At 50.6% G+C, this 24,362-nt stretch carries 21 protein-coding genes and 2 pseudogenes; 3 read left to right on the top strand and 20 right to left on the bottom strand.

Annotated features, from left to right (window positions below):
- Positions 1–118 precede the first annotated feature (118 nt).
- From ABLV66_RS10870 to ABLV66_RS10820, 11 genes and pseudogenes are all read right to left on the bottom strand, one after another.
- Positions 119–469 (bottom strand): hypothetical protein, encoded by a 351-nt coding sequence (locus ABLV66_RS10870; protein WP_316423392.1) that lies wholly within the window; start codon positions 467–469, stop codon positions 119–121.
- A complete protein-coding gene (gene tli1a, locus ABLV66_RS10865; protein WP_348876413.1) occupies positions 442–1,014 on the bottom strand; it encodes a Tli1a family immunity protein in 573 nt (190 codons plus the stop codon). The genes ABLV66_RS10870 and tli1a overlap by 28 nt, the downstream gene beginning before the upstream one ends.
- 182 nt (positions 1,015–1,196) lie before the next feature.
- Complete coding sequence (locus ABLV66_RS10860; RefSeq protein ID WP_015705642.1) at positions 1,197–1,382, bottom strand: hypothetical protein; 186 nt, start codon at positions 1,380–1,382, stop codon at positions 1,197–1,199.
- A gap of 19 nt (positions 1,383–1,401) precedes the next feature.
- Positions 1,402–1,698 (bottom strand): annotated as a pseudogene (locus tag ABLV66_RS10855) (type VI secretion system baseplate subunit TssF); the annotation flags it as partial.
- A 54-nt stretch (positions 1,699–1,752) separates the two neighbouring features.
- Positions 1,753–3,327 (bottom strand): type VI secretion system protein TssA, encoded by a 1,575-nt coding sequence (gene tssA, locus ABLV66_RS10850; protein ID WP_045398046.1) that lies wholly within the window; start codon positions 3,325–3,327, stop codon positions 1,753–1,755.
- Positions 3,328–3,368: 41 nt separating this feature from the next.
- Positions 3,369–3,644, bottom strand: a pseudogene (locus ABLV66_RS10845) (contractile injection system protein, VgrG/Pvc8 family); the annotation flags it as partial.
- Between the two features lie 145 nt (positions 3,645–3,789).
- Positions 3,790–6,420, bottom strand: coding sequence for a type VI secretion system ATPase TssH (tssH, locus tag ABLV66_RS10840; RefSeq protein ID WP_348876414.1), 2,631 nt, complete (start codon positions 6,418–6,420; stop codon positions 3,790–3,792).
- Between the two features lie 165 nt (positions 6,421–6,585).
- Positions 6,586–7,077 (bottom strand): type VI secretion system effector Hcp, encoded by a 492-nt coding sequence (hcp, locus tag ABLV66_RS10835; protein ID WP_015366299.1) that lies wholly within the window; start codon positions 7,075–7,077, stop codon positions 6,586–6,588.
- Between the two features lie 119 nt (positions 7,078–7,196).
- A complete protein-coding gene (gene tssC / locus ABLV66_RS10830) occupies positions 7,197–8,732 on the bottom strand; it encodes a type VI secretion system contractile sheath large subunit (protein ID WP_289577727.1) in 1,536 nt (511 codons plus the stop codon).
- Between the two features lie 42 nt (positions 8,733–8,774).
- Complete coding sequence (gene tssB / locus ABLV66_RS10825) at positions 8,775–9,266, bottom strand: type VI secretion system contractile sheath small subunit (RefSeq protein WP_015366297.1); 492 nt, start codon at positions 9,264–9,266, stop codon at positions 8,775–8,777.
- Positions 9,267–9,667: 401 nt separating this feature from the next.
- The gene (locus tag ABLV66_RS10820) at positions 9,668–11,050 is read right to left on the bottom strand and encodes a carbohydrate porin (RefSeq protein WP_348876415.1); all 1,383 of its coding nucleotides are present in this window, start codon (positions 11,048–11,050) and stop codon (positions 9,668–9,670) included.
- A gap of 594 nt (positions 11,051–11,644) precedes the next feature.
- Here ABLV66_RS10820 and ABLV66_RS10815 point away from each other — a divergent pair.
- Entirely contained in the window at positions 11,645–13,084 is a 1,440-nt protein-coding gene (locus tag ABLV66_RS10815) for an MFS transporter (protein WP_161801886.1), read from the top strand.
- 35 nt (positions 13,085–13,119) lie between these two features.
- Entirely contained in the window at positions 13,120–14,799 is a 1,680-nt protein-coding gene (locus tag ABLV66_RS10810) for a glycoside hydrolase family 43 protein (RefSeq protein WP_348876417.1), read from the top strand.
- Between the two features lie 125 nt (positions 14,800–14,924).
- Here the strand turns inward: ABLV66_RS10810 and ABLV66_RS10805 are convergent, their stop codons facing one another.
- From ABLV66_RS10805 to ABLV66_RS10770, 8 genes are all read right to left on the bottom strand, one after another.
- Positions 14,925–15,791 (bottom strand): aldo/keto reductase, encoded by an 867-nt coding sequence (locus ABLV66_RS10805; RefSeq protein WP_348876418.1) that lies wholly within the window; start codon positions 15,789–15,791, stop codon positions 14,925–14,927.
- 444 nt (positions 15,792–16,235) lie between these two features.
- Positions 16,236–17,342, bottom strand: coding sequence for a PTS fructose transporter subunit IIC (locus ABLV66_RS10800; RefSeq protein ID WP_015366291.1), 1,107 nt, complete (start codon positions 17,340–17,342; stop codon positions 16,236–16,238).
- 43 nt (positions 17,343–17,385) lie between these two features.
- Positions 17,386–17,697, bottom strand: a complete 312-nt coding sequence (locus ABLV66_RS10795) for a PTS fructose transporter subunit IIB (RefSeq protein ID WP_001028229.1) — start codon at positions 17,695–17,697, stop codon at positions 17,386–17,388.
- A gap of 52 nt (positions 17,698–17,749) precedes the next feature.
- The gene (locus ABLV66_RS10790; protein ID WP_047078483.1) at positions 17,750–18,214 is read right to left on the bottom strand and encodes a PTS sugar transporter subunit IIA; all 465 of its coding nucleotides are present in this window, start codon (positions 18,212–18,214) and stop codon (positions 17,750–17,752) included.
- 279 nt (positions 18,215–18,493) lie between these two features.
- Entirely contained in the window at positions 18,494–19,171 is a 678-nt protein-coding gene (alsE, locus tag ABLV66_RS10785; protein WP_032711805.1) for a D-allulose 6-phosphate 3-epimerase, read from the bottom strand.
- A 21-nt stretch (positions 19,172–19,192) separates the two neighbouring features.
- Complete coding sequence (gene ulaA / locus ABLV66_RS10780; RefSeq protein ID WP_015366288.1) at positions 19,193–20,455, bottom strand: PTS ascorbate transporter subunit IIC; 1,263 nt, start codon at positions 20,453–20,455, stop codon at positions 19,193–19,195.
- 31 nt (positions 20,456–20,486) lie between these two features.
- Entirely contained in the window at positions 20,487–20,753 is a 267-nt protein-coding gene (locus ABLV66_RS10775) for a PTS sugar transporter subunit IIB (RefSeq protein WP_045393078.1), read from the bottom strand.
- A gap of 10 nt (positions 20,754–20,763) precedes the next feature.
- A complete protein-coding gene (locus ABLV66_RS10770) occupies positions 20,764–21,204 on the bottom strand; it encodes a PTS sugar transporter subunit IIA (protein WP_045393081.1) in 441 nt (146 codons plus the stop codon).
- A gap of 222 nt (positions 21,205–21,426) precedes the next feature.
- Between ABLV66_RS10770 and ABLV66_RS10765 the strand changes: the two genes are divergently transcribed.
- The gene (locus ABLV66_RS10765; RefSeq protein ID WP_072251429.1) at positions 21,427–22,479 is read left to right on the top strand and encodes a LacI family DNA-binding transcriptional regulator; all 1,053 of its coding nucleotides are present in this window, start codon (positions 21,427–21,429) and stop codon (positions 22,477–22,479) included.
- Positions 22,480–22,658: 179 nt separating this feature from the next.
- On the opposite strand, the gene ABLV66_RS10760 is transcribed toward ABLV66_RS10765, so the two are convergent.
- Entirely contained in the window at positions 22,659–24,275 is a 1,617-nt protein-coding gene (locus ABLV66_RS10760) for a peptide ABC transporter substrate-binding protein (protein WP_045374631.1), read from the bottom strand.
- Between the last annotated feature and the right edge of the window lie 87 nt (positions 24,276–24,362).

Raw genomic sequence — 24,362 nt, 5'->3', positions numbered from 1 at the left:
TATTTATGCTAATAGATGAACTTCCATATATAACTGATGATGATATTTGTAGCGGTCAAATAAAATGGGCCGCTACAAATATCAATACCGGTTTCTCATAGACCAGAGCCGGGCAATATTAGTCAGCAGCGAATTGTGTATGCAGGCTGGCGGGACAGCCCGGCTCCGTTTTTTTGTCCGATTGATGTTCAGACTCCCCGACATATCCTTCCAGATACTGCCTGGCGTAGTTGCCTTCGGCCCGCGTTCTGCTCGCCGGCAGGCGGCCGCGCTCGTTGTATTCGGCTTTCTGCTGCACAGAGTTATCGGCAGACTTTTCTCCGTTTTTATCATCCGGCCCGGGAAACTTCGGCGGTAAGCTGGCCGCTTCCGCGGTGGAGGTTTTAACCGTGACCGGGGTGGCGCCGGTCTGAAAGGCGGCAATAAGCGCCTTCAGGGCATTCAGCGTGGACTCTGCGGTGTCGGACATACGATCTCCTCCTTGATATGTTTGAAAATGATCTTATCCGCTCGTTGCTCCCAGTCAGGAGGAGACTGGAGTACCGGGTAGCCCGGCTGCCCAGGCGGGATGCAGGAACGCACTATCCGCACTTTATCGCAGGGGAAAATATGCACATCAAAGCCACAGGCCTGCCCCTTCTCCCAACGTTCGATAGGGACAGTAATCGGCCCATGTTTCTGATAGTGAGTTTCATAATCGTCCGGCATCTCACTCGATTTCATCCAGGAGTTAGGGTCGGAAGTCCAGGTGATTTTTGCCGTCAGGCCCGGTCGCCAGTCGTTGGGCACCATCACGCAGCAGAAGCCGCCGCCGCCGCCGTAGGGATTCGCCCTTGGCCCGCCGTAGCCGTCAACCTGCATAGAAACAATGGCGTCTGGACCGTGGTTATAGACATTTATATCAGCGCCGCTCATGCCGTCGCGACTGTGGTCGCGGCAGGCCGTCAGCAGGCAGAGAAAAACGGCGGCCAGCACCGCCAGCCCGCCGGGCAAAATACGGATATGCTTTATCATTGATGTGTCCTTACAAATACAAAGTGATGACTTATTAATAAATGGCGTAATTAAATGCTTGTATTTATGCTAATAGATGAACCTCCATATATAACTGATGATGATATTTGTAGCGGTCAATGAATATTGGCCACGATAAATATTCTCAGCAGTTATTTCATATCCGTTCGTGCGTGTATTAATTATTTCGCCGATATTAAGTTCAATAATTGTTTTACTCGCAGGCCCGGCAGGACGCTATTATCGTAAAAATCCAGCATCTGCGGCGAACCCAGCTGCGCCACGATGCCGGTGTGGGCAAAGTCATAGCCCCACGCCGCGTGGTCCAGCCGATCCTTGTCGATAAACGGTACCTCACGCGGCCCCACGCTCTGCGCAGGCGGCGCAGCAGACGGTATTTTTCGGCCCCAGCGGGCGGGAATATATCTCCAGCCCGGCAGGCACCGTTTCCGCCATCTTCATCGTCGGTAGTTCCGGCGTCAGCGCCACCACCGATAGCCACGGAATGGTGCGCAGATAGTGCGGCCACAGCATGCTAACCAGCCCTTCGGTAAGCTCAGGCAGGTCGTCATCAATCTTTTCCCGCAAGCGCTCCATGGAAAAAGCAACCCCTTCAAACAGACGCTCTACGTAGGGATCCGGCGTACCGGCTTTGTCGAGATCCAGCATCGAAATAGCATAAGGTTAAATCATCGATCGTATGTTATCCGTTACTCGTCCATGACGATCATCAGGCGTTTAAACGCACAGCACCGCCGCGCGGGCGGGGTCAATAGCAATCAGGTCCGCCAGCAAACGGTCCATCTGCGACTGCAGACGAGCTCTTTCCGTTTCGCTGCGTCCGGCCTTACCGCGCAACAGCCGCAGATGACGCGCTCGGACTTCAAACAGTAGTTCCGGTTCCCATTGCGCCAGTGACAGCGTGGCTGCCAGCACGTCCAGTTCCGCCAGCAGATGTTGCGCCAGTTCGTTTTTCCCGCTCTGCTCGGCAATCCGCGCCATCAATAATCGCAGTAACCAGCGGCTTCTGGGGGTGGTGATACCCGGACGATGTTGCAGCCAGGTCAGCGCCGCCTCAGCGCCATCGCTGTCGACCAGAGCCAGCGCCTCCGGCTCTAACTGAAGGATGTTGTCGTCGCCGGAAGCGGTGACGGCGCGGGAAGCGGTGTCGTCCAGCCAGATGGTTGCATTATCCAGCACCTGTTGCTGTATCCAGTTCAGCGTCACCTCATCGGCAAACGGCGTACCATCGTTAAACGCCAACCCTTCCAGGCCGATCAAACGTGCCAGCAGTCCTTGCAGATCATGCTGAATAATAGCGGCCTGCGCGTCGCGCCCGGATTTCAACAGCGCCTGGTGAACATACCACTGCAGATCCAGCCACAGATGGTTTGCGCCGCGGGAAAACATCTCGCTGGCCTGCTCGAGTAATTCCATCCAGCTCTGTTGGAGATACAGCCTTTTCAGCAGCGCCCGCTGGTCCGGTTTTGGCGGATCAATACGAGTTCTGCCGTCCGCCAGTAACGGCGGCAACTGATGCAGCGTATCATGGCGAATGCTCTTTATCAGGTGATGGGCAGAGAGCCAGCCATCCGGCTGGTCGCTGAGATACTTTGCCAGCACCCGCGCCTGCGTCAGCAGCTCCTGACCAGAGGTGATACCGCTGAGCACTGGCGCGCTGCCCCCCACCGCCGCTAGCGGCGCATCGCTGATATTCTGCGGGACCACAGCTTCTGGCCCGCCGGATTTCATTAACCGGGTTTCGAGGGCGGCGCACAACGCGCCGGGGACCGCCCCTTCTTGCGTCTGCTCCATGATCAGCAACGCGCCGGTGATACGTAGCGCATCGCTGTTGCATACCTCCGGGTATAACGACAGGCTGTCGAGCATGCGCTGGCTCGCCAGCCAGTCAAGGGCAGCTCTCCTGCTGCGATCCCGCTGCGGGTGTAGACTCACGCCAAAACGCTGCATTAATCCAGCCAGTAATTCCAGCCCATCAGCCAGACCCGCTTCGCCATCGCGGTGCAGGCGGGCCCAGGCGTAGTATGAGGCGACGCGGATATCCTGGGTGACGGTGGTCAGCAGCTTTTCCGCAAGCTGACAAATCAGATCGGTATTGGCGCCGGATAGCTTATTCACTTCTTCGCGCATCAACTGGAAATCATCGTCATAGCCGGGATCATCGCCCGTTGGTTGCTCGGTCGTGACCGGCTGCAGCCAGTTTTCCCACAGCAGCAAACGCTGCTGGGTCTGTGCGGCCAGCGCTTCCGGCGCTACCTGGCTCGCACTAATCAATGTAAGAACTGATGCCATTAATAAAGATCCTCCCTGCGCTGTTCACTCTCCGCCTCGCAGCCCCATACGGACTCCGCCCCGCTGTCGCTCATTCCCGACGGGCTGTTGACGGGGAGTGTCTTACCAAATATCAACGTGCGCTGCGCATCGGCGAAATTCACCACTTCGCTCTGCGCCTCTTCCTGCAGGGTGAAATAATAGAATATGCCGACTTCAGCCAGCAGGCGCTGAATAAACGCCAGGTCGCTCTCGCGATACTGGTTTATCTGTTCGCGTTTTGGGTAGCTTTGCTTGAGATTAAATTCATATTCCCAACCATGCAGGTTATGCTCCTGCGGTTGTGTTGCGCTCACGGCCCAACGAACTCATCCAGGTCATATTTTTTCTCCATAAGACCGCAATGCCCTGCAGATAGTGTTCTGCTTGCCCATCGCCCGCGCCATCCTGTACCGGGATGGGGTTGACGCTAAGAAATTCTCATCAGGAGTGGCTAAATTCCATGACCACGTCGCCTTCTTCATCGACATCCAGAGAAAGGCTCTGCTGCTTCAACCCTGCCGCCAGATGGCTCAACAGTTGCTGACTCAGCATCGGTAGAATTTGTTGATTAAGCAGGCTGTCAATGTTACGCGCGCCGGTATCCGGCAGCAGGCAGGCGTCCGTCAACGCGTCGTACAAGCCTTCGGCAATATCGGTTGTCATACCGTAGTGACGATACAAACGCTGGCTGACCTGGTTGAGTTTCATGTTGACAATTTTGCGCATCGCCAGTTGGCTGAGCGGACGGTAAATAATGGTCTGGAAACGCGCGAGCAGCGCTGGTTGAAAATGTTCTCGCAGCACCGGGCGCAACAGGTCATGTAAATCGGATTCTGTCGCTTCCGGCCGCTCCTCCAGCCTCTGCATCAGCCGATCGCTGCCGAGGTTTGAGGTCATCAGGATCACCGTATTGCGAAAGTCGATTTCGCGTCCCTCGCCATCGCGCATTAAGCCACGGTCGAACACCTGGTAGAACACATTCATCACATCACGATGCGCTTTTTCCACTTCATCAAGCAGTACCACGCTGTACGGGCGTTTGCGTACCGCTTCGGTGAGAATCCCCCCTTGACCGTAGCCGACATAACCGGGAGGCGAACCTTTCAGTTGGGACACCGTATGCGGCTCCTGATATTCGGAAAGGTTGATGGTAATCAGCGATCTCTCACCACCGAACAGCTCATCAGCCAGCGCCAGCGCGGTTTCCGTTTTTCCAGTGCCGCTCGGACCGACAAGCAGAAATACGCCCTGCGGGCCGTTATCCGGTGCAAGCCCGGTTTTGGTCGCCCGCAGTCTCTTGGCAATGGCGTTTAGCGCCATATCCTGCCCCACCACTCGTTTATCCAAATGAGATTCGAGACTCAGCAGTTCCGTCTGCTCGTCCTTCAGCAATGAAGAGAGCGGTACCCCGGTCCAGTCGGCAATCACCGTTGCTACGGTACGTAAATCGACATCCAGCCCCAGCAACGGATGGTTATTCTGGACGCTGGCAAGTTGGCTCTGTAATGCGCCGATCTCCTTGCGGCGGGAAGGATCGGCTCGGCAGCTCAGCAGTTGCTCGGTCAGCTTCAGTTCCAGGCCGTACTGCGTTTCCAGATCACCAAGCTGTAAAATAATACGCGATTCTTCCAGCTCAATTGCCGCCAGCCGCGCTTCGTCGCTACCGCTACCGACCATGGCATCTTCCAGCAACGCCTGTTTTTCCATTTCCAGCGCCGTGATTTGCGCTTTCATACGCGTCAACAATTCCGGCACCGTATCGATTCCCATGCGAATGCGGGCCGATGCGGTATCCAGTAGGTCCACCGCTTTATCTGGCAACTGGCGGCCGGTGAGATAGCGTCGGGAAAGTGTCACGGCGGCGCGAATGGCTTCATCGGTGATATGTACCCCGTGATGCTGAGCATAGCGAGATTTTAACCCGCGCAGCATCAGACAGGCGGTGTCATCGTCCGGTTCGTCGACTTTGACCATCTGGAAGCGGCGCTCCAGCGCGGCATCACGCTCGAAGTACTGCTTATACTCACTCCAGGTCGTGGCGGCGATAGTTCGCAGTTCGCCGCGCGCCAGGGCCGGTTTGAGCAAATTAGCGGCATCCGCGCCACCGGCCTGGTTGCCTGCGCCGATGATAGTATGAGCTTCATCGATAAACAGCAGCACCGGAACAGGCGACTGCTGTACCGCTTCGATAATGTTCTTAAGCCGCTGTTCGAATTCCCCTTTAACGCCTGCGCCGGCCTGCAGTAAGCCGAGATCCAACGTACGCAATGAAACCGGCTTCAGACTGTCCGGCACGTTGCCCTCCGCGATACGCAACGCCAGCCCTTCGACCAGCGCAGTTTTGCCGACACCGGGTTCGCCAACCAGGATTGGGTTGTTTTTTCGCCTGCGCGACAGGATATCCACCATTTGACGAATTTCGTTATCGCGACCAAAGACCGGGTCGATTTTGCCTTCGCGGGCGCGAGCAGTGATATCAAGGGTAAATTTGTCCAGCGCGTTCTGTAACGCAGGGGTCATCTCAGCGGACTTCACGCCCGATTCCACGGGGCGGCCGACAAACTCCACATCGCCAACGTGGCCTGGTTCATCTGGCTGTAATTCCGGGCGCTCATCAGACTGCATATCTAATAGTGGTCGCAGGTGTTCAAGCTGCGCTTGTCCTAACGTTAACAGCGGCCACAGACTGTCACAGCGCACCCGCGTTGGGTTGCTGACTAACGCCATCAGTAGATGAACACTGCGTAGAGAGGTCTCGCCCGCCAGTGAAGCCCTTAACCACGCCTCCTGCATCAGGCTCTGGATGCTGCCGGACAGCTGCGGCCGGCTGTGTACCGAGCGCGGAAGCGTTTCCAGAAAAGAGAGCAGATCCTGCCAGATAGCGTCCATATCCCACTCATAACGCCGCGCTAATACGGTCAGGTCTCCCTCGCCCTGCTCCAATAGTTTTAGCAGCCAGTGTTCGGGAAGGATTTGCGCATGCGCGCGGGCCTGGCACAACGAAGCGGCGCCTTCCAGGGCGCGGGCGCAATAAGGGTTTAAACGGCGTAACAGAATGGCTGGGTTTTCCATGAGGCTCTCTCTTTGTCGATTCCGGACACGCTACCGCCCATCGCCGTTTCCCGTGATGCAGGAGACCAAAGCGCACAAGGTCGGGCAGGCTGATTATTTTTGCTAAAAGCCAACGGTCACTGGCGCTTAGCAAAAAAGCAGACGGCGAACCGCCTGCTTCGGGCGTCAGGCTGTCGTTCGTTCATTCCATGAATCGGAATGAATGATGTTGCCGTCTTTATAGGTCCAGGTGATTTTTTCGTAGCGCAGTTCAATCTGCTCAAGATGGCTGTGCTTCTCGTAGGCTGGGTTCTTGATGTCGTGCATCAGCGGATTGACCTTCACCACTTTCACGTTTTCCAGTTTGGTGTTGAAGTATTCCACTTCCTGACCAGCATCATTGATTTTGTACCACTTGAATTCGGCAGACTTCAGCGTCTGGCCGGTAGTCACCGCCTTGTAGAGATAGGGGCTTGAGGAGTCGATTTCCTTGGTAAACAGAAACGGCGTGTGGATACGCGTGCCGGTTAGCTTTCCGGTGTTGTTGTCGGTCGGGATGTACAGGTTATGCTCCTGCGCCACTACTTCGATGCTGCCTTCACGATCTTTCACATCTACGGAACCTTTAATGTCCGCCCCGCCGTCGTCTTTCAACCATAAATAGACTGGTATTGCCATGTTAATTACTCCATTTCATTTTTTAACACGCCATCATCCTGAGATGGCGCAGGTGTGTTGTCTGTCGCCAGACAGGCTGTAGCCTGTCGAGCCAGACGACTTGGATAGTGACAGGCGTGTTACCCTTTCGCCTTCGGCATTTGGCTAACCAGAGACAAATTGACGTCCATGCCTTCCACCTGGAAGTGCGGCACCGCGAACAGCTTGACGCGGAAGAAGCCAGGGTTATCCTCGATATCTTCCACTACCACTTTCGCATCACGCAGCGGATGTGAGGCCTGCAGCTCGTCGCCCGGATCGGTCATTTCCGTAACCAGGCCACGAACCCAGGTATTGAGCTCCAGCTCAAGCAGGCGGCGATCTTTGGTGGTGCCGATGTTCTCGCGTTGGATCAGTTTCAGGTAGTGGGCGATGCGCGATAGCAGGAAGATGTACGGCAGGCGGGCGTTGATACGGCTATTGGCTGTCGCATCCGCGGTGTCGTACTGCGCGGGTTTCTGAGTTGAGTTAGCCGAGAAGAAGCAGGCATAGTCACGGTTCTTATAATAAGACAGCGGAATAAAGCCCAGATTGGCGAATTCGAACTCACGGGTTTCCGGGATCATCACCTCGGAAGGGATTTTCACCTGATTTCCTGTGCCGAGATCATAGAGGTGGATGGGAAGATCTTTCACCGCGCCGCCCGCCTGCGGGCCACGGATTTGCACGCACCAGCCGTTTTGAATAAAGCTGCGTACCATGTTCGAGGCGAAGGCGAATGACGCGCTGGTCCACAGATACTTTTCGTGATCCGGCCCCTTTACCTGCTCAATGTAGTTAAAGCTGCGCACCGGAACCGTGTCCGGCCCATACGGCAGACGGCCCAATACCCGCGGCATGACCAGGCCGATATAGCGCGAGTCATCGGTATCGCGGAACGATTTCCATTTAATGTACTCAGCGCGATCGAAATAGTTGCCGATATCTTTAATTGCCGCGACTTCTTCCATTGAATCCTTGAGGAAAAATTTCGGCCCTACGGCGCCGATAAATGGCATATGCGCCGCAGCGGAGACTTTCGAAATATTACGCAACAGCGCCATGTCCTGCGGGCTGGCGTCAAACTCGTACGCCGATATTACCGATCCTATCGGCTCGCCGCCGGGGGTGTCGTATTCGGCGGTGTAAGTATGCCAGTACAGGCCGCTCTGTATCACCTCTGGCGCATCTTCAAAATCCTGACGTAAATCGTCTTTGGACACATCGAGGATTTCGGTTTTCACGTTCTGGCGATAGTCGGTGTTATCTACCAGTTGCTTCAGGCCGCGCCACAGAGATTCCACCTTCTGGAACTCCGGGTGATGCATAACAGCATCAAGTTGACGGCTTATACGAAAATCCAGGTCCGCGATGTGGTGGTCAATAAGCGTTTTATCGAGTTTCTCCACCTGCTGGCCGGATTGACGAATGCAGTCCATAAAAACCTGCATCGCCGCGGTCAGGCGTTCCCCCGCCGTGGCCTCTGATAGCGCCGTGTCGTCCAGAAAGACATTAATATCGCCAAGGCTTGATGCCGGGCTCAGATTGATTTTTTCAAACAGAGAAGCGTAAACGCTTTCTTTGTTCATTACGGCAGTTTGCCCCTGTGCGGGGTTCGTTTCAGTATTTACAGACATCAGCATATTCCCGGTTAATCCATTAAAAGAGATGACCGCCGTTTACTTCCCGGCAAGGGCACTCATTTCGGCGCGTAATTCGCTGGACAGAGCTGGATCTTTAAGGATTCTCTCAAGCTCTTTTCTGAAAGTAGCGTTATCAAGCAGGTTCGATTTGAGATCGCGTAATAAATTACGCATCGCCAGCATGGCGCGGAGTTGAGGGATTTGCCGGGCAACCTGTTCGGGCTCAAAGTCTTTTATATCGGAAAAACGCAGTTTAACATTGTCTTCTGAGTTATCCCCAGCCAGCGTATTCTCAACGGTGAGATTGATCTCTGGGTTAAATTCAGAAAGCACACTATTAAAATTATTCTTATTGATATCTATTTTCTGGCGCTCGGCCAATGGTCGATGCTCTTTTCCATTACTGAAATCACCAACGGTGAGCAATTTAAGCGGTAGTTCAACCTTCTTCTGCGCCCCCCCGGTATGTAAGGATAATTTTAAATTAATACGTGCCTTCGGCACCTCATTCTGGAATGAATCAGCCATAGCGGTCCCTTTTCCTTAAGGAATGATTGTGGAGTAAATTTCGTTTTATTCACGACGTTATGTTTAAAGAAATCAGGGCAATATATCAACCAGCAGATACGAAGATCCAGAGATAACAAGTCATTTAATTGGCATAGATCAATATCGCCGGCAAGCAATCATTTCAACCAATAACTTATGCAATCTCAACACGATAACCAATATATAATTCACTCAATCACAGATGGAAACTATTTAAATGTGATAAATTCAACTTTCAGCGTCGAAATAAACTCATTCCTTTTAATAAATGAATTATTAAAAGAAACTATTAATAGAGACGTTAATAAAATAGCATTCTGGGTGTCAAAAACTACCAGACTGGCGTAGGCCAGTCTGGTATTCCCGTAAAAAACATTCTCTCAGAACCAGGCCTCAAACATGCCGCCGATGTTCAGCGAATCCAGCCGCTCGTCGCTGGTGCCGTCTACTTTCGCGGTGTGTTCGTTATCCACCTGGCCGCCGGTCACATAGAAGCGCAGCATCGGGCGGAACTCCGGCCCCATACCGATGGCGATGTTCTGCGACAGCGTCAGCTTCCAGCCGTGGTTATCCCCGCCCTGGTCGTAGTCCACGCGCTGGTAGCCCGCTTCCAGCCAGGTCGAGTGCACATCGTTCCAGAAGTACATTGGCCGGACGATCGCGCCGTAGTTTTTACGGTTGTCGGTATTATCCTTGCCGTTGTCGTAGTCGTGGAAGGCCAGCAGATACTCGATCTGCGCCTGCTGGGTGAATTTATGGCTGCCCTCGAAGCTGGCGTAGACCGTGGTCAGGTCGTCGGTTTTGTTGTAGACGCTGTTATCCGAGTTGTCGGAGTAGCGCAGGATCACTTTGTTCACCCCGCTGTCGTTGGTGTGGCTCAGCACCAGCCCGCCCTGCCAGGCATCGAGGCGCGCGTCGCTGTCCACCGCTTTTGAGTCGAAGCCGTAGTTGGCGTACACCTCGACGTCGATCGGCCCGGCCTTGATGTTGTGGGTTTTGGTGGTCAGCGCGTAGTGGCCGTTGTCGCCGGTATCGGAGCTGCCGGTACAGGTGATGCGCGACGGGTTGGTCTCATCGGCCATCACTTCCGGGCTACAGGATTTCACCTGCGACACCGTCGCCACGTCGAACTGCACGCCGCCGATATCGAAGTTCTTCACCCCGGCGCCCTGGCCGTCGTGGTTCATCCAGAAGTAGTCGTTGATCCCCTGTTGCGGGCGCTGGTGGAAGTCGCGGCCGGCCCAGATATAGGCGTTGGGGTTAGATTCGAGGACGTTGGTGACGCCGACGTAGGCTTTTTTCAGGTTAACCTCGTCGCTCCAGTGGTCAAACATGACGTTGAGATCCCAGATGGCCCCCTGCGCGCTTTTGAACGCTTTGCTGATCTGGAATTCGCCGCCGTTGCTTTCGTTGCCGAGACGGCCGATCGCCGAGGCGCCGTTATAGGAGCCGTCGACGCCGACATATTTCTGGTCGCCGGTCTGGAAGTGGGCGCCATAGCGGGCGTAACCGCTAAATTTCAGGCCGAAAGGGATCGCCAGATCCGGCGAAGCCGCGGTGGTTTGCGGGTTGGTTATAACATCGACCTTCTTATTAGCCGCGGCGTCGATTTTGGCCTGGCGGTCGGCCAGCGCTTTATCGACGGCTTTCGCGACGATGGCGTCGATCTGCTCCTGGGTAAATTCTTGGGCTGTTACAGAGGTAAGCGGAGAAAACACGGCGATGACCGCCATAGTTAATGGAAGCTTTCTTATCATTGTCATCATTATCTCAATAGAGGTTAATTTTATTCAGGCAATAACAATCTGACTCTGGCCACGCAGAATATGTTGCTACTGTGAGAACAATTTAATTTTTATTTTGTTCGACTACAGAGGTTTTATACGAATAACGCTCTCCTTTCCCACAATTAAATTAATGATTAGCGCTAAAACAAGCAACGCCGCAGAGACTTGCCAGTTGAATTTCATTGTATGGTGAACAAAACCATTAATCGCGCTGCACTTGACCTAAGATTGCATGAACACTCCAATATTGGTGGATGTAAGAAATGTAACAACTATGACACATCCTGTATTCTATAAACCGGCTGCTCAATTACGTTATTTCACTCAGCGATTGAGAAAACACTCAAATGTGAGCCATATCGCAAATATCACTTTCATATATTCAACATCATAAAATCCATATAGAGTACAGAGATAATGCCAAACGGCCTTTGCTTTGAGGATCACAGAAGTAAAAAAACATAATTAATTAATTTAAAAACGTAATAGATTCTTCGCGATCTTTTGTGTCAGAAAGTGTTTCACATTCACACAACAAACCGGAGTCTGCTCAGAATGAGTAAAAACATAATGCAAAATCGCAATGATGAATATCATAAATTAACTCGAGGGGAACGTATTGGCTACGGTATGGGCGATTTTGCGCAAAACCTGGTTTTCGGCACGATCGGCGGCTTTCTTGCTCTACATATGTTGACGGTAAATACGATCAGTACAGCCACTGCGGGGTTCATTTTTCTTTTTGTCCGAATCATCAATGTTTTTTGGGATCCGATGGTTGGAACCTATGTGGACAAAAGGACCTCCGCGGCAGGGAAATATCGTCCCTGGCTATTAAGAGCCGGAGTGCCGCTAGTGATTCTTTCCGCTTTGCTTTTTGCCCCCATTCCGGGCGTCAGAGGCTCCGTACCGTTTGCTTTTATCATCTATTTAGCGCTGGATTTAGTCTATTCCCTGGTCAATATACCTTACGGTTCTCTTAATGCCTCGCTAACCAGAGATCCCGAATCAATTGATAAATTAACCAGTACGCGAATGATGCTGGCTAATAGCGCCAACCTTTTAGTCTATACCCTGTTTCCGATGTTCGTACAAATGGCTTCACCAAAAGATCGTAGCCTCAAGGATACTGGTTTTTTTGGCATTGAACTCAACCTTGGTAACTATACCGACCCATCAGCGAATTACGCCTGGTTCGGCGTCTACTCCGTTTATATGTTATTAGGCGCGGTGGCACTTTTTATTTGTTATAAATTCACCAAAGAACGCGTCGTTGCAACCGCAGAACAGACGGCGAATGTCAAAACAACCGATCTGTTCCTTGAGCTCAAAAATAACCGTCCTCTTGTCATTCTTGGACTATTTTTCATGCTGGCCTTTACCTTCATGTTCTTTATGAACACGGTAAATGGCTTTTTCAATCAGTATGTGGTTGGTCACTCTGAGTGGATGGGCGCCGTCGGTCTGGTCGCCTCAATACCGGGTATTGCGTTCCCTATTTTTTGGCCAAAACTTAAGAAAATTTTTGGTAAGAAAGGCTTCTTCCACATTTTCCTGGGGATGTTTATTGTCGGTGAGTTATTAACGTATGTCTGGTCACGGGAAGGTATGCACGATGCGCTGTGGCTTGCTTATATCGCCACATTTATTAAACAGTGGGGCTTAACCTCAGCCACCGGATTTATGTGGGCACTGGTACCTGAAGTGATTGCCTATGGCGAATTAAAGTCTGGTAAGCGAAATGCGGCAATCATCAACGCGATTATGGGACTCTTTTTCAAGATTGGCTTTACCATCGGGGGCGCTATTCCTCTGTGGTTGCTGGCCGTCTATGGTTTTAATGAAACCGGCGCGCAACAAAGCGCGAGCGCTATCGACGGGATCATGATGACAGCGGTCTGGATCCCCATCGCCTTAGCGATTGTCTCGATGATCATCATGCAAATTTATCCTATCTCAGACAAACACGTCAGCGACATTAACCGCCAACTTGATGAGATTCGGGTGTAAAACCAATACGATTAAATTTATAAAGGTATAATGATATGTCTCTTATCCAAAACCCTATTTTGCGTGGCTTTAATGCCGACCCCAGCATTATCCGTGTTGAGGACACCTACTATATAGCCAACTCGACGTTTGAATGGTTTCCCGGCGTCCGTTTGCATGAGTCAAAGGATTTGCAGCACTGGAATCTGCTGCCGTCACCATTGTCGACCACTACTCTTTTAGATATGAAAGGCAATCCGTCTTCAGGCGGCATCTGGGCTCCGGCGCTCTCTTATGCGGATGGCAAATTCTGGTTAGTGTATACCGATGTGAAAGTCACCGAGGGTGCCTTTAAAGACATGACAAACTACCTGACCACCGCAACTGATATTCGCGGCCCGTGGAGTTCGCCGGTCAAACTTAATGGCGTAGGTTTTGATGCTTCACTTTTTCATGATGATGATGGCCGTAAATATATCGTGCAGCAAACGTGGGACCATCGAGAGTACCATCATCCTTTTGACGGCATTACCTTAACTGAACTCGATACTAAAACGCTAAAACTGATGCCCGAAACAGCAAGAACCATTTATCGCGGTACCGCGGTGGCGCTCGTTGAGGGGCCGCATCTCTATAAACTGCACGGCTATTACTATCTCTTTGCCGCTCAGGGGGGAACGGTATTTACTCATCAGGAGGTGGTGGCGCGTTCCACGACATTAAACGCCGATAGCTTTGAAACTGAGCCTGGGGAGGTATTTTTAACTAACGTTGATACCCCTGACAGCTATATCCAGAAACAAGGACACGGGGCTTTGGTTTCGACGCCCGAAGGCGAGTGGTATTATGCTTCGCTGTGCGCTCGTCCATGGAATCGCCCTGGTGAGTCAATTTATGATCCACGCGGTTGGTCCACGCTTGGCCGGGAAACGGCTATCCAAAAGGTGTACTGGGATGACGATGGCTGGCCACGAGTGGAAGGCGGTCACGGCGGTAGAACGTTTGTCGAGGGACCAAAAGACGCCATTTATACCGAAAGCACGAAAGACAACAGCCAACATGATGAATTTACAACACCAGCGCTCAATCTCAACTGGAATACCCTTCGGGTACCTTTTAGCGGAAAAATGGGTAGCACAGGCAACGGAAAGCTAACCTTAATCGGTCAGGGGTCATTAGCGAACACCCATGACCTGTCGTTGATTGCCCGCCGCTGGCAAGCCTTTTACTTTAATGCTGAAGTTAAAGTAGTCTTTAATCCCTTTAGTTACCAACAAATGGCCGGGTTAACAAATTACTACAACGATCGCCACTGGAGTTTTGCTTTTATCACCTGGAATGAAATTAACGGCAGAGTCATTGAGGTCGCCGAAAACAACCGTGGAAAATATACTTCATATTTGAAAGATAATGCGATTAAGGTTCCTGAAAACGTCGAATACGTATGGTTACGGACGAAAGTCAGGAAGCAGACCTATAGCTATGAGTATAGTTTTGACGGCATCGCGTTTATTGAAATCCCGGTGATATTAGATGCCGCTGTTCTTTCTGATGACTATGTCCTGCAGAGCTATGGCGGTTTCTTTACTGGGGCATTTGTAGGTCTTGCTGCAGTAGACTACTCCGGTTATGACGTCAGCGCCGAGTTTTACCATTTCGATTATCAGGAACTGGGCGACTCATTAATTGGCGATGATGTTTATAGCTGGGAGGCTGGCGAGCTACGTGCTGGTTAGTTTGATGAACATCTTTTATAGTCAACCTGGCGCAGATTAACCCGGTAAGATGAAAGCGAAGATCTGTGGATTGGCAATGTTTATATCAGGACGGTGGGTTCCCCCACCGTCTCATTATGACTTTTCTACTGCTTTTTAACGCCCAGACAACCGCGAACAAATTCAGGATTAAAGTGTTTCACCGCTTCACCCACATAGCCTAAATCCAGTGCGCTGATTTGCGCCATTTCGCTGTCAGTCAGTGAGAAATCCCAGATTGCAAAGTTCTCTGCAATCCGTTCCTGCCGAGTGGATTTAGGAATCACCGTGACACCGCGCTGCACGTTCCAGCGCAGGACAACCTGAGCAATGGTTTTTTGATGAGCAGCGGCAATCCCCTGAAGCATTGCATCTTCATAAGGTTTATATCTGCCGCCGCCTAACGGCGCCCAGGCTTCAGGCTGAACGTTATAATGCTTCATGGTTTCCAGCGATGCGGGTTGCGCAAAGTAAGGATGCAGTTCGACTTGATTGACCATAGGTTTAATTCTGACGGTTTCGCAAAAGTTGGCTAAGACATGCGCATAGAAGTTGGACACGCCAATGGCTTTCAATTTACCGGCTTCATAAGCATGTTCCAACGCGCGCCAGGCGCTGAAATAATCGCCCATGGCCTGATGCAATAAATAGAGATCGAAGTAATCCAGGCCCGATTTTTTCAGTGACGCCTCGATACCGGCTTTGGCCATATCGCCGTTGGCCATGTCCTGAACCCACAGTTTTGAGGTAATAAATAATTCCTCACGGGTACACAGCCCTTCGGCAATAGCTTCACGAACCGCCTCGCCCACGGCGTCTTCATTGCCATAGACGGCAGCGGTATCAATCAGGCGATAACCGGTACGAATAGCGCTTAATACCGACTGCTTACACTCTTCTTTATCGGTAACCTTAAACACGCCAAAACCGACCATCGGCATGTTGAGGTTGTTACTTAAAACTGTGTATTCCATGAAAAGGCTCCCGTCATGTGAAAACATCATTTTAGGACCGGAATGCCAGCATGATTAGTCTGTCATTTCTGATTTGACCTATGCATTGAATTCATAAATACAGGCAGGTTTGATTGGCGCAACGCTACAGAGCGGCGAACGTATTGAATTAATGCCGGATATGGAAACGACGATTAAGACTGAACCACAAAATATTACTGCTATTTACCCTCATGCTCTTCACCCAACGTTAATCGTCAGGGCCGTAATTGATTATTAGATAGTCTTTTTAAGTAACTCTGATAACATGCCTGTAAAAAATGGGCCACCCTGGCGACCCATTTTTTACTCGTGGCGATTAGAACAGAATGCAGAAATAATATATGTCGCAAAAACAATAACATTCTATTATCACATTGTATTGTGAACGCGACATCAAGTTACGGCATGCCATTATGCATATATCTAACTAATCTTAATATCATCGAAGTTGATATCTTCCTCTTCTTGATCGTTATTAATAACAACATCGCGAGGAACATCTTTTTTGATGACAGCATAGATGGTTGCTGTTACTAAAATATTAACTATTAATGCCATAATACCTGCCATAGGATTTGACATTGTTGGGAGCATTAATACCCCGCCAAAAGGTACAGTTGCATCCGCACCATAAACCATGGTGATTGCACCACCACAAGCACCGCCGATTGCCGCTGCTGCAATACCACGAACGATATCATTCATCACTATAGGGATAGATCCTTCAACAATATTCACTACCCCCATAGGAACCGCCGACTTCAACATTTCGATTTCTTCGTTATTATAGATATTTTTGCGAAGCAGCTTAGCGATAAAAAATGCAAGCCCAAAACCGATAGGTGTTGCCGTGTTGACTAACTGAAGGGCCGTAACTGGCTCATTTATACCCTGTGCCTGGAGGGTTAAGACGAATGCAAAGCACGTTTTATTGATCGGCCCACCAAAGTCAACGATACACAACGCCCCAATAACAGCACCTAACACTAAATTAGATGAAGTTCCCATACTTCTCAGGAACGATGTGAGTGCATCGGTAAAAATACCAATAGGCGTGCCGATGATATAGACCATGAGCAGAGCACTGAAAATGGATGCAAAAAATGGCACAATCAATGTCGGCATTAAACCCCGAGCCCAGCCAGGAACCTTCACATTTTTAATGATAGCAAGAGCAATATACCCGGAAATGTAGCCGCCGATCATTCCCCCGATAAAACCCGCACCAATAGCATTAGCGGCCAGACCGACAACAAAACCAGGGGCAATACCGGGCTTACCTGCGATCGAACCGGAAATTCCGATAGCAATAACGACGGGTAATAGTCCGAGTGCCTTAGCTCCCATGGTAGCGAAAGCCTGCCACAGATCAAATTGACCCGATACTAAAGTGTCCTGAACCGTCCCGCCAAAACCCATACCGATGGCAATAATAAACCCAGCGCCACAGACAATCGGAATCAAGAATGAGATGGCAGTCAGCAGATGACCTTTAGGGTTTGCTGCTTTCCATATTTCTTTTATATTCATAAATTACGCCCTTTATTTTATATAGGATACGCATAGGTAGGGGTTATGAATTGACTAATTCACCAAGCTTTTCAATAAGCTTATTTGGTGATTTAACTGCCATTTCCGTTGGTACTTTGACGACTTTCTTTCCGGCAAACCTTTCTTCACCGGAAACTTTAACATCGGCGGCTAACAGAACAATGTCGGCTTGTGCAATTTCTTCAGCGGTCAAGGCATTCTCAATACCTATAGTGCCTTGCGTTTCGATTTTGACATTGTGACCGGCCTTTTTTGCAGCTATTTCAATTTTCTTTTGCGCAATATAGGTGTGTGCAATACCTACAGTGCAGGCTGTAATTCCAACAATATTCATAACTATTCTCCAGAATGGTTTTTTAGATACTATGGCAGATCTGACAATTAATTTAAGCGCTGGCACCTTCAGCATTTAAAAGATCAATAATTTTTTGAGGGGAATCTTCCATCAGCAATTTTTCTACTATCTCTTCATCGGCAAGTGAACCTGAAACCTGGGATAATAATCGGATGTGGGTAGTATTTTGATCCACCAGGCATACAGCAAATAAAATAATACAACGAACGTCACTACCATCCATCGTTTCCCAGGGGATATGATGTTGGGTTCGTCCAATGGCCAATGCCGTACGGGCTACGCCTGAGGATTTACCATGCGGGATCGCTATATGATTTTCGAATCCAGTGGAGCCCTGTTCTTCACGTAACCAAACATCTTTCAGAAAAATATCTTTATTAATAACTGCTCCATCACGTACTAATAAGTCAGCTAATTCTTCAATTGCTTCTTCTTTACTCTTAGCCATCATGTTCAATTTGATATTTTTTACGTTCAGTACACTCGAAATGTCCATAAGTTACCTTCGTTAATATAAATAATCATTATTAATCAGCGATACCAGCTTCTGCCACCATGCAGTCTGCCAAACCTGTCGGGGCGCCTCGGTGGTCGGACAGCATAAATAGATAGCATCCGCAAGCGTGCGACGAGGCGCCGCACGCGAACTCCAGATATAAAAAGGGTTACAGCGCTCTCAACCATATAAATCTAACGCGAAGGCAAAAAGACAGACCGGTTAAATAGACTCTTTGCACCGCACAATGGCTCAATACGGCTGAGCGCGCTGCAATTTTCAGGCAGCGATTTCGCGTTGATAGATATCGACCATTTTATCCCATGCATCGCTGACATTATCCGCCAGGGAGAACAGGCCCGAGGTTCCCACAATAAAGACGTCAACGCCCGATTGGGAGATAACATTAAAAGTTTTCTCGTTACAGGAGCCGTCAATTTCGGTCAGATAGTGGTACCCATGCGCTTCGCGCATCGCGATCAGCTGTTTAATTTTATTGAGCGACTCCGGGATAAACTTCTGACCTGCGTAGCCTGGGTCAACCGACATGACGGTCACTTTATCCAGCAGGTGCGCGTACTCTTTAATAGCATCCGCCGGTGTAGCAGGGTTCAACACCACGCCGCAGCGACGACCAGCGTCTTTAATCTGGTTCAACAGACGGAATATTTTGTTATTCGCCGTCTCAGGGTGGAAGCTGATAATATCGGCCCCGGCATCAATACACATTGGAATTATATCTTCCGGGTGATTCACCATTAGATGTACGTCGATCGGCACATCGGTAATTTTTTTCAGGTTTTCGATAAAAAACGGTGATAGCGTAATATTCTTCACATAGTTACCGTCCATAATATCGACGTGATAAAAATCAGCCCGACCGTTCATTGCCGTAATTTGCTCTCTGAATTGCGTTAAATCCATACACATTAACGAGGGCGAAAATTTAGCTGCCATACCTCACCTCTTTAAAATTAGTTAGTTAAACAGTGACACGACATGCCCAAGAATGATGCCAACAACGCCAAAGTCCGCATCGCCAAAGGTGGTGGATGCAAAGCCAAGGTCGCCCATCAGGGGCAGCAAAATCGCGGGCAAAAAAGAAATCAACAGACCGTGGGCGAATGCCCCCACCACCGCGCCGCGACGACCGCCGCAGATGTTGCCGTAAACGCCCGCCGTCGCGCCGCAGAAAAAGTGTGGCACCAGGCCGGGAACAATGACGCTCAGGCCAAGCAGCGGACACAGGAACATACTCACCAGACCAGCGGCAAAACTTGACAGGAAGCCGACGATCACCGCGTTCGGGGCGAACGGAAAGACGGTTGGACAGTCGAGCGCCGGTTTCGCGTCTTTCACCAGCTTGTCGGCGATGCCTTTAAAGGCCGGAACAATTTCGGCAATAATCATGCGAACACCCGCAAGGATGATCCACACGCCCGCCGCGAAGGTCAGCGATTGGATAATGGCGAAGATGATAAAGTTCTGACCACCACTGATGCTGGTCTCAACAAACTCTTTACCTGCGACCAGTACCAGAATCAGGAACAGAATCATCATCGTCAGCGAGATGGCTACCGAGGAGTCACGCAGGAAGTTCAGCGTTTTCGGCACTTTCAGCTCTTCAATCGACGGGCTGCCTTTACCGATCGCCTTCCCCACCAGCGCCGATAGCAGATACCCGGTTGAACCAAAGTGGCCCAGCGCCAGGTCATCAGTGCCTGTAATTTTGCGGGTAAATGGCTGCAGAATAGCCGGAGAGACCACCATCATGATACCGAGGATTACCGCCCCCACCAGTACCACCCAGAACGGCGACAGACCGCCGACAGAAAGAATGACAGCCAGCATCGCCGACATATACAGCGTGTGGTGGCCGGTCAGGAAGATGTATTTCAGCGGCGTAATACGGGCAAGGACGATGTTAAACAACATCCCCAGCACCATGATCATGGCTGTCGCAGTACCGTAGTTTTTCTGCGCCAGCGCCGCCATGGCGTCAGTATTGGGTACAACCCCCTGAATATGGAAGGAGTGCTCAAACAGCTGGCTAAACGTCGTTAACGTCGTGGCGACAATCGCCGCCCCGGATGTTAATATCACAAACCCCATAATGGTTTTGAGGGTTCCGGAAATAACGTCGGAAACTGCTTTTTTCTGCAATAATAAGCCGATCAGGGAAAACAGACCGACCAGTATTGCTGGTGTGCCCAACACATCATGAATAATAAACTGCAGCATAGAATGACTCCGTAAGGCCGCAAATAATTAATCAGAGATTCTCGGAAAGAATTTCTTTGATTTTATTGTTATCCAGCAGGTTAGATAAACCAAAAACCTGTGCAGAATGGCTGGACAGATGTTCAGCTATATCCCTGGCGCTAAGAATAATATCGGCAGTTTCGCTTTTTGCTGAAGTCAGATCGGTATGGGAAACCTCTGCTTCTTTATTCAACTCTGTAATGATTTTTTTTACGTTCATTTCAACGATAAAGCTACTACCTAAACCGTTACCACAAACAATCAGAATCTTTTTCATCTCTACCTCATTATCCATTGATAACGGCTTGAATTGTTTTCATTGATGATGCTTTCAGCAGTGCTGAGAGTCGTTCATCATCGCTAAAAATGTCCGCCAGTGCTGTAATCATATTGATGTGTTCATCTCCCGAAAGCGCACACAGCATAATCACGACGTAAATAGGGTCATTATCTTCCGAATCAAAAGAAACGCCTTTTTTAATATGTAATAGCGATAGCCCGTTTTTAATAGCCCCTTGCTCCGGGCGAGCATGTGGCATCGCCAGACCAGGCGCTAAAACATAATAAGGACCAAGTTTTTGGTGGCTGTTAAAAATGGCCTGAATATAATTTTCAGTAATCGCCTCTTTCGCCAATAAGGGTTGGGCCGATAATGTAATTGCCTGTTTCCAGTCACTAATTGAATCTACAATCTGGATATTTTCCGTGGGTAGCCAGGTCGTAATCATAAATACCCCGATGGCGTTTAAGGTGCGCCTACTATAGTGGAATGCCTTTACGGCTTACCGTGATCTCCCTCGCAAAGTTAGCGCTAACATGGTAGCTATGTTAAAATTATTGTTACCGCTAACTTGATAAACCATACTTATCATTACTTTGCTGTTGGGCAATGCGCAAAGCGCTAAATATCATTTACAATGGCTGCCCAGTCAGGCGAAAGGAGGAAATCAGTGCAGACGTTAGAAGCGGACGATGGCGCGAGAGAAAAACGCAGAAAAAATACCGGTAAAATTACGCTCGCTGAAGTAGCAAAACTGGTTGGCGTTAGCACAATGACCGTGTCTCGCGCGTTACGGATGCCTGAAAAAGTGAACCCTGAACTGCGCACACGCATAGAAGCAGCGGTAAGCGAACTGGGTTATGTGCCAAATCTGCAGGCCCGCAACCTTGCCTCCGCTGACTCTAGCCTGGTGATGGGCGTGGTTCCCTCTTTTTCCTCCCCGGGCTTTCTTGCCGTCTCCGAAACACTGCAGACCGTGCTTGCGACCCAGGGCTATAGCATGATGTTTATCGAATCCGGCCAGGGTGGACAGAGTGAAGAAAAAGCTTTTGCGCAAATGCTCGCTTACAACCCGGCTGCGATTGTTCAATTCAATATTGATAACATCAGCAGTTGTTCGCAAATGATAAGTAATACCGGCGTGCCGGTGGTTGAGATTGGCGCCATCAATCGTGATGCGAGCTGGGTTAGCATTGGTGTTGACTATGCTGCAGCCATCAAAAAGTTGGTCACCTCGCTTGTACAGGCCGGATACAAAAATATCGGCCTGCTTTGCACGGCTTCCAATAACATTATGTTTCGCCAGGTCCTGAGCGGCTGGAACAGCGCGATGCTCTCCGTTAACCACTCTCCGCATCGCGTGGTGACCTCTCACCTGGCGGCAGGTATTACGACCGGCCTGAACCTGCTCGGTGATATTCGTATCACCTGGCCCGAACTGGATGCGCTGATTTGCACATCCGATGAAATCGCCTGCGGTTGCATTATGGCCTGCCATGGCGCGGGGCAAAAAGTGCCCGACTCTCTGGCACTGGCAAGCCTGAGCGGAGGGACTCTTGCCGCCGTTTGTTCACCGGCGCTGACTGCCGTCGAATTTCCCTGGAGTGAAACGGGAACCCTCGCAGGACAGACATTGCTGGAGCTCCTGGCGGGTAATTCGACAGATAAATTCATTGAATTACCTTCAGCGTTACAAGTTCGCGCCAGCACCAGAAAGCCGTAGTTTTAGTGACATATTTATTGATTTGTTATCCCGCCAAATACGGCAGGATAACTATGAGTCAGAAAAGTGATGTTTTCATCTGCGGCGGGAAATGGTCAGAAAGAGAGACTGGCGCTGTAAGCCGCGCCAGTTCTGGGGTTAGTGATGGTTGCCTGACGCCATCAGGCAACCGGTACTGATTAATGCTTCACAATATACATCGTGCGGCTGTAGGCCACGTCTTCCGGATTGGTGATCGGGTATCCTTTTAACCACGGCTTGATCAGGCGGCCATTGGTATACTGATAAATCGGCGCAATAGGCGCTTTGGCCATGATGATTTTCTCTGCCGCATTGTAATCATCGTTACGCGCTTTTTCCGAGGTTTCCTGCGCCGCCTGAGCGAGGATCTTATCGTATGCCGGATCGTTAAACCGCGAGATATTACCGCTATGAGTAGAAGTGAGTAGCGACAGGAAGGTCGACGGCTCGTTGTAGTCCCCTACCCACGACGCGCGGATAACGTCGAAATTACCGGTATTACGACTATCGATGTAGGTCTTCCACTCCTGGTTTTGCAGTTTCACGTCGACACCGAGGTTTTTCTTCCACATTGACGCCACGGCGATGGCGATCTTTTGGTGATTTTCCGACGTGTTGTACAGCAGCGTCAGCTTCAGCGGACGGTCCGGGCCATATCCTGCCGCCGATAGCAGCGCTTTAGCCTGGGCATTAAGCTCGGCCTGGCTCATACTTTCAAACTGCGAAGGCTGCGGAGTAAAGCCTGCGGTGACATCTGGCGTGAATCGCCAGGCCGGTTTCTCGCCGGTGCCGAGGATCTTCTCCGCCATAATCCGCCGGTCGATAGTCATGCTTAACGCCAGGCGCACGCGCTCATCGGCGGTTGGCCCTTTCTGGGTATTGAAGGCGTAATAATAGGTACCTAACTGCGGCGGCGTGTAGACCTGTCCGGGAATATCCTTCAGCAGCTTCTGATACATATTTTTCGGGAAGGATTCGGTGATATCAATATCCCCCGCCAGATAGCGTTTGGTCGCCGAGGATTCCTGGTTAATCGGCACGAAAGTCACCTGCTTAATCACCGTTTTGGCGTTATCCCAGTACTGTGTATTCGGCACGACAACCAGTTTCTCATTCACCACCCGGTCTTTCAGCACATAGGCGCCGTTGCCGATAAGGCTGCCCGGGCGCGTCCAGTTAGCGCCGCTTTCAACGTTAGCTTTCTGCACCGGGTAGAACGCAAAGCTGGCGGTCAGGTTGCTGAACCACGGCAGCGGTTTATCCAACTGCACGCGCAGCGTGTGGGCATCTACCGCCGTCACCCCGAGGGTGTCTGGCGCCGCTTTACCATCAATAATATTTTGCGCATTACTGATACCCGCTAAGGCGGCAAACCAGGCAAATGGCGAGGTGGTTTTCGGATCGACCAGCCGCTGCCAGCTATAGACGAAATCCTGCGCCGTCACCGGAGTGCCGTCGGACCAGCGCGCGTTATCGCGCAGGGTAAAGGTCCAGACGCGGTTATCGTTGCTCTGCCAGCGGGTTGCCACGCCAGGAATAATATTGCCCTTCGCATCCTGGTTCACCAGTCCTTCAAACAGATCGCGGATAACCTGAATTTCCGGCAGGCCGACGGCTTTAGCGGGATCTAATGAAGCGGGCTCGTCTTTGATATGGCGTACCAGCTGCTGTTTTTCAGCTAATACGGTTCCCGGAGGCACGTCAGCCGCCCAGGCAAGAGAAGAAACGCTGGCTAACCACAGCGCGCCGCATGTCAATGTGACAGGATACTTCATGAGATCCCCTTTTAAATGAACAAACCAGTGCTGGCAGAGCGATAATTATTTGTTTCCCCAGCTGAAATTGCAAACAGCTTATGATAG

This window comes from Klebsiella sp. CN_Kp073, assembly GCF_040065495.2.
In the GTDB taxonomy this organism is placed as follows: Bacteria; Pseudomonadota; Gammaproteobacteria; order Enterobacterales; family Enterobacteriaceae; genus Klebsiella; species Klebsiella aerogenes.
Note: the sequence above shows the minus strand (reverse complement) of the source record. Positions and strands in the feature narration are given on the sequence as shown.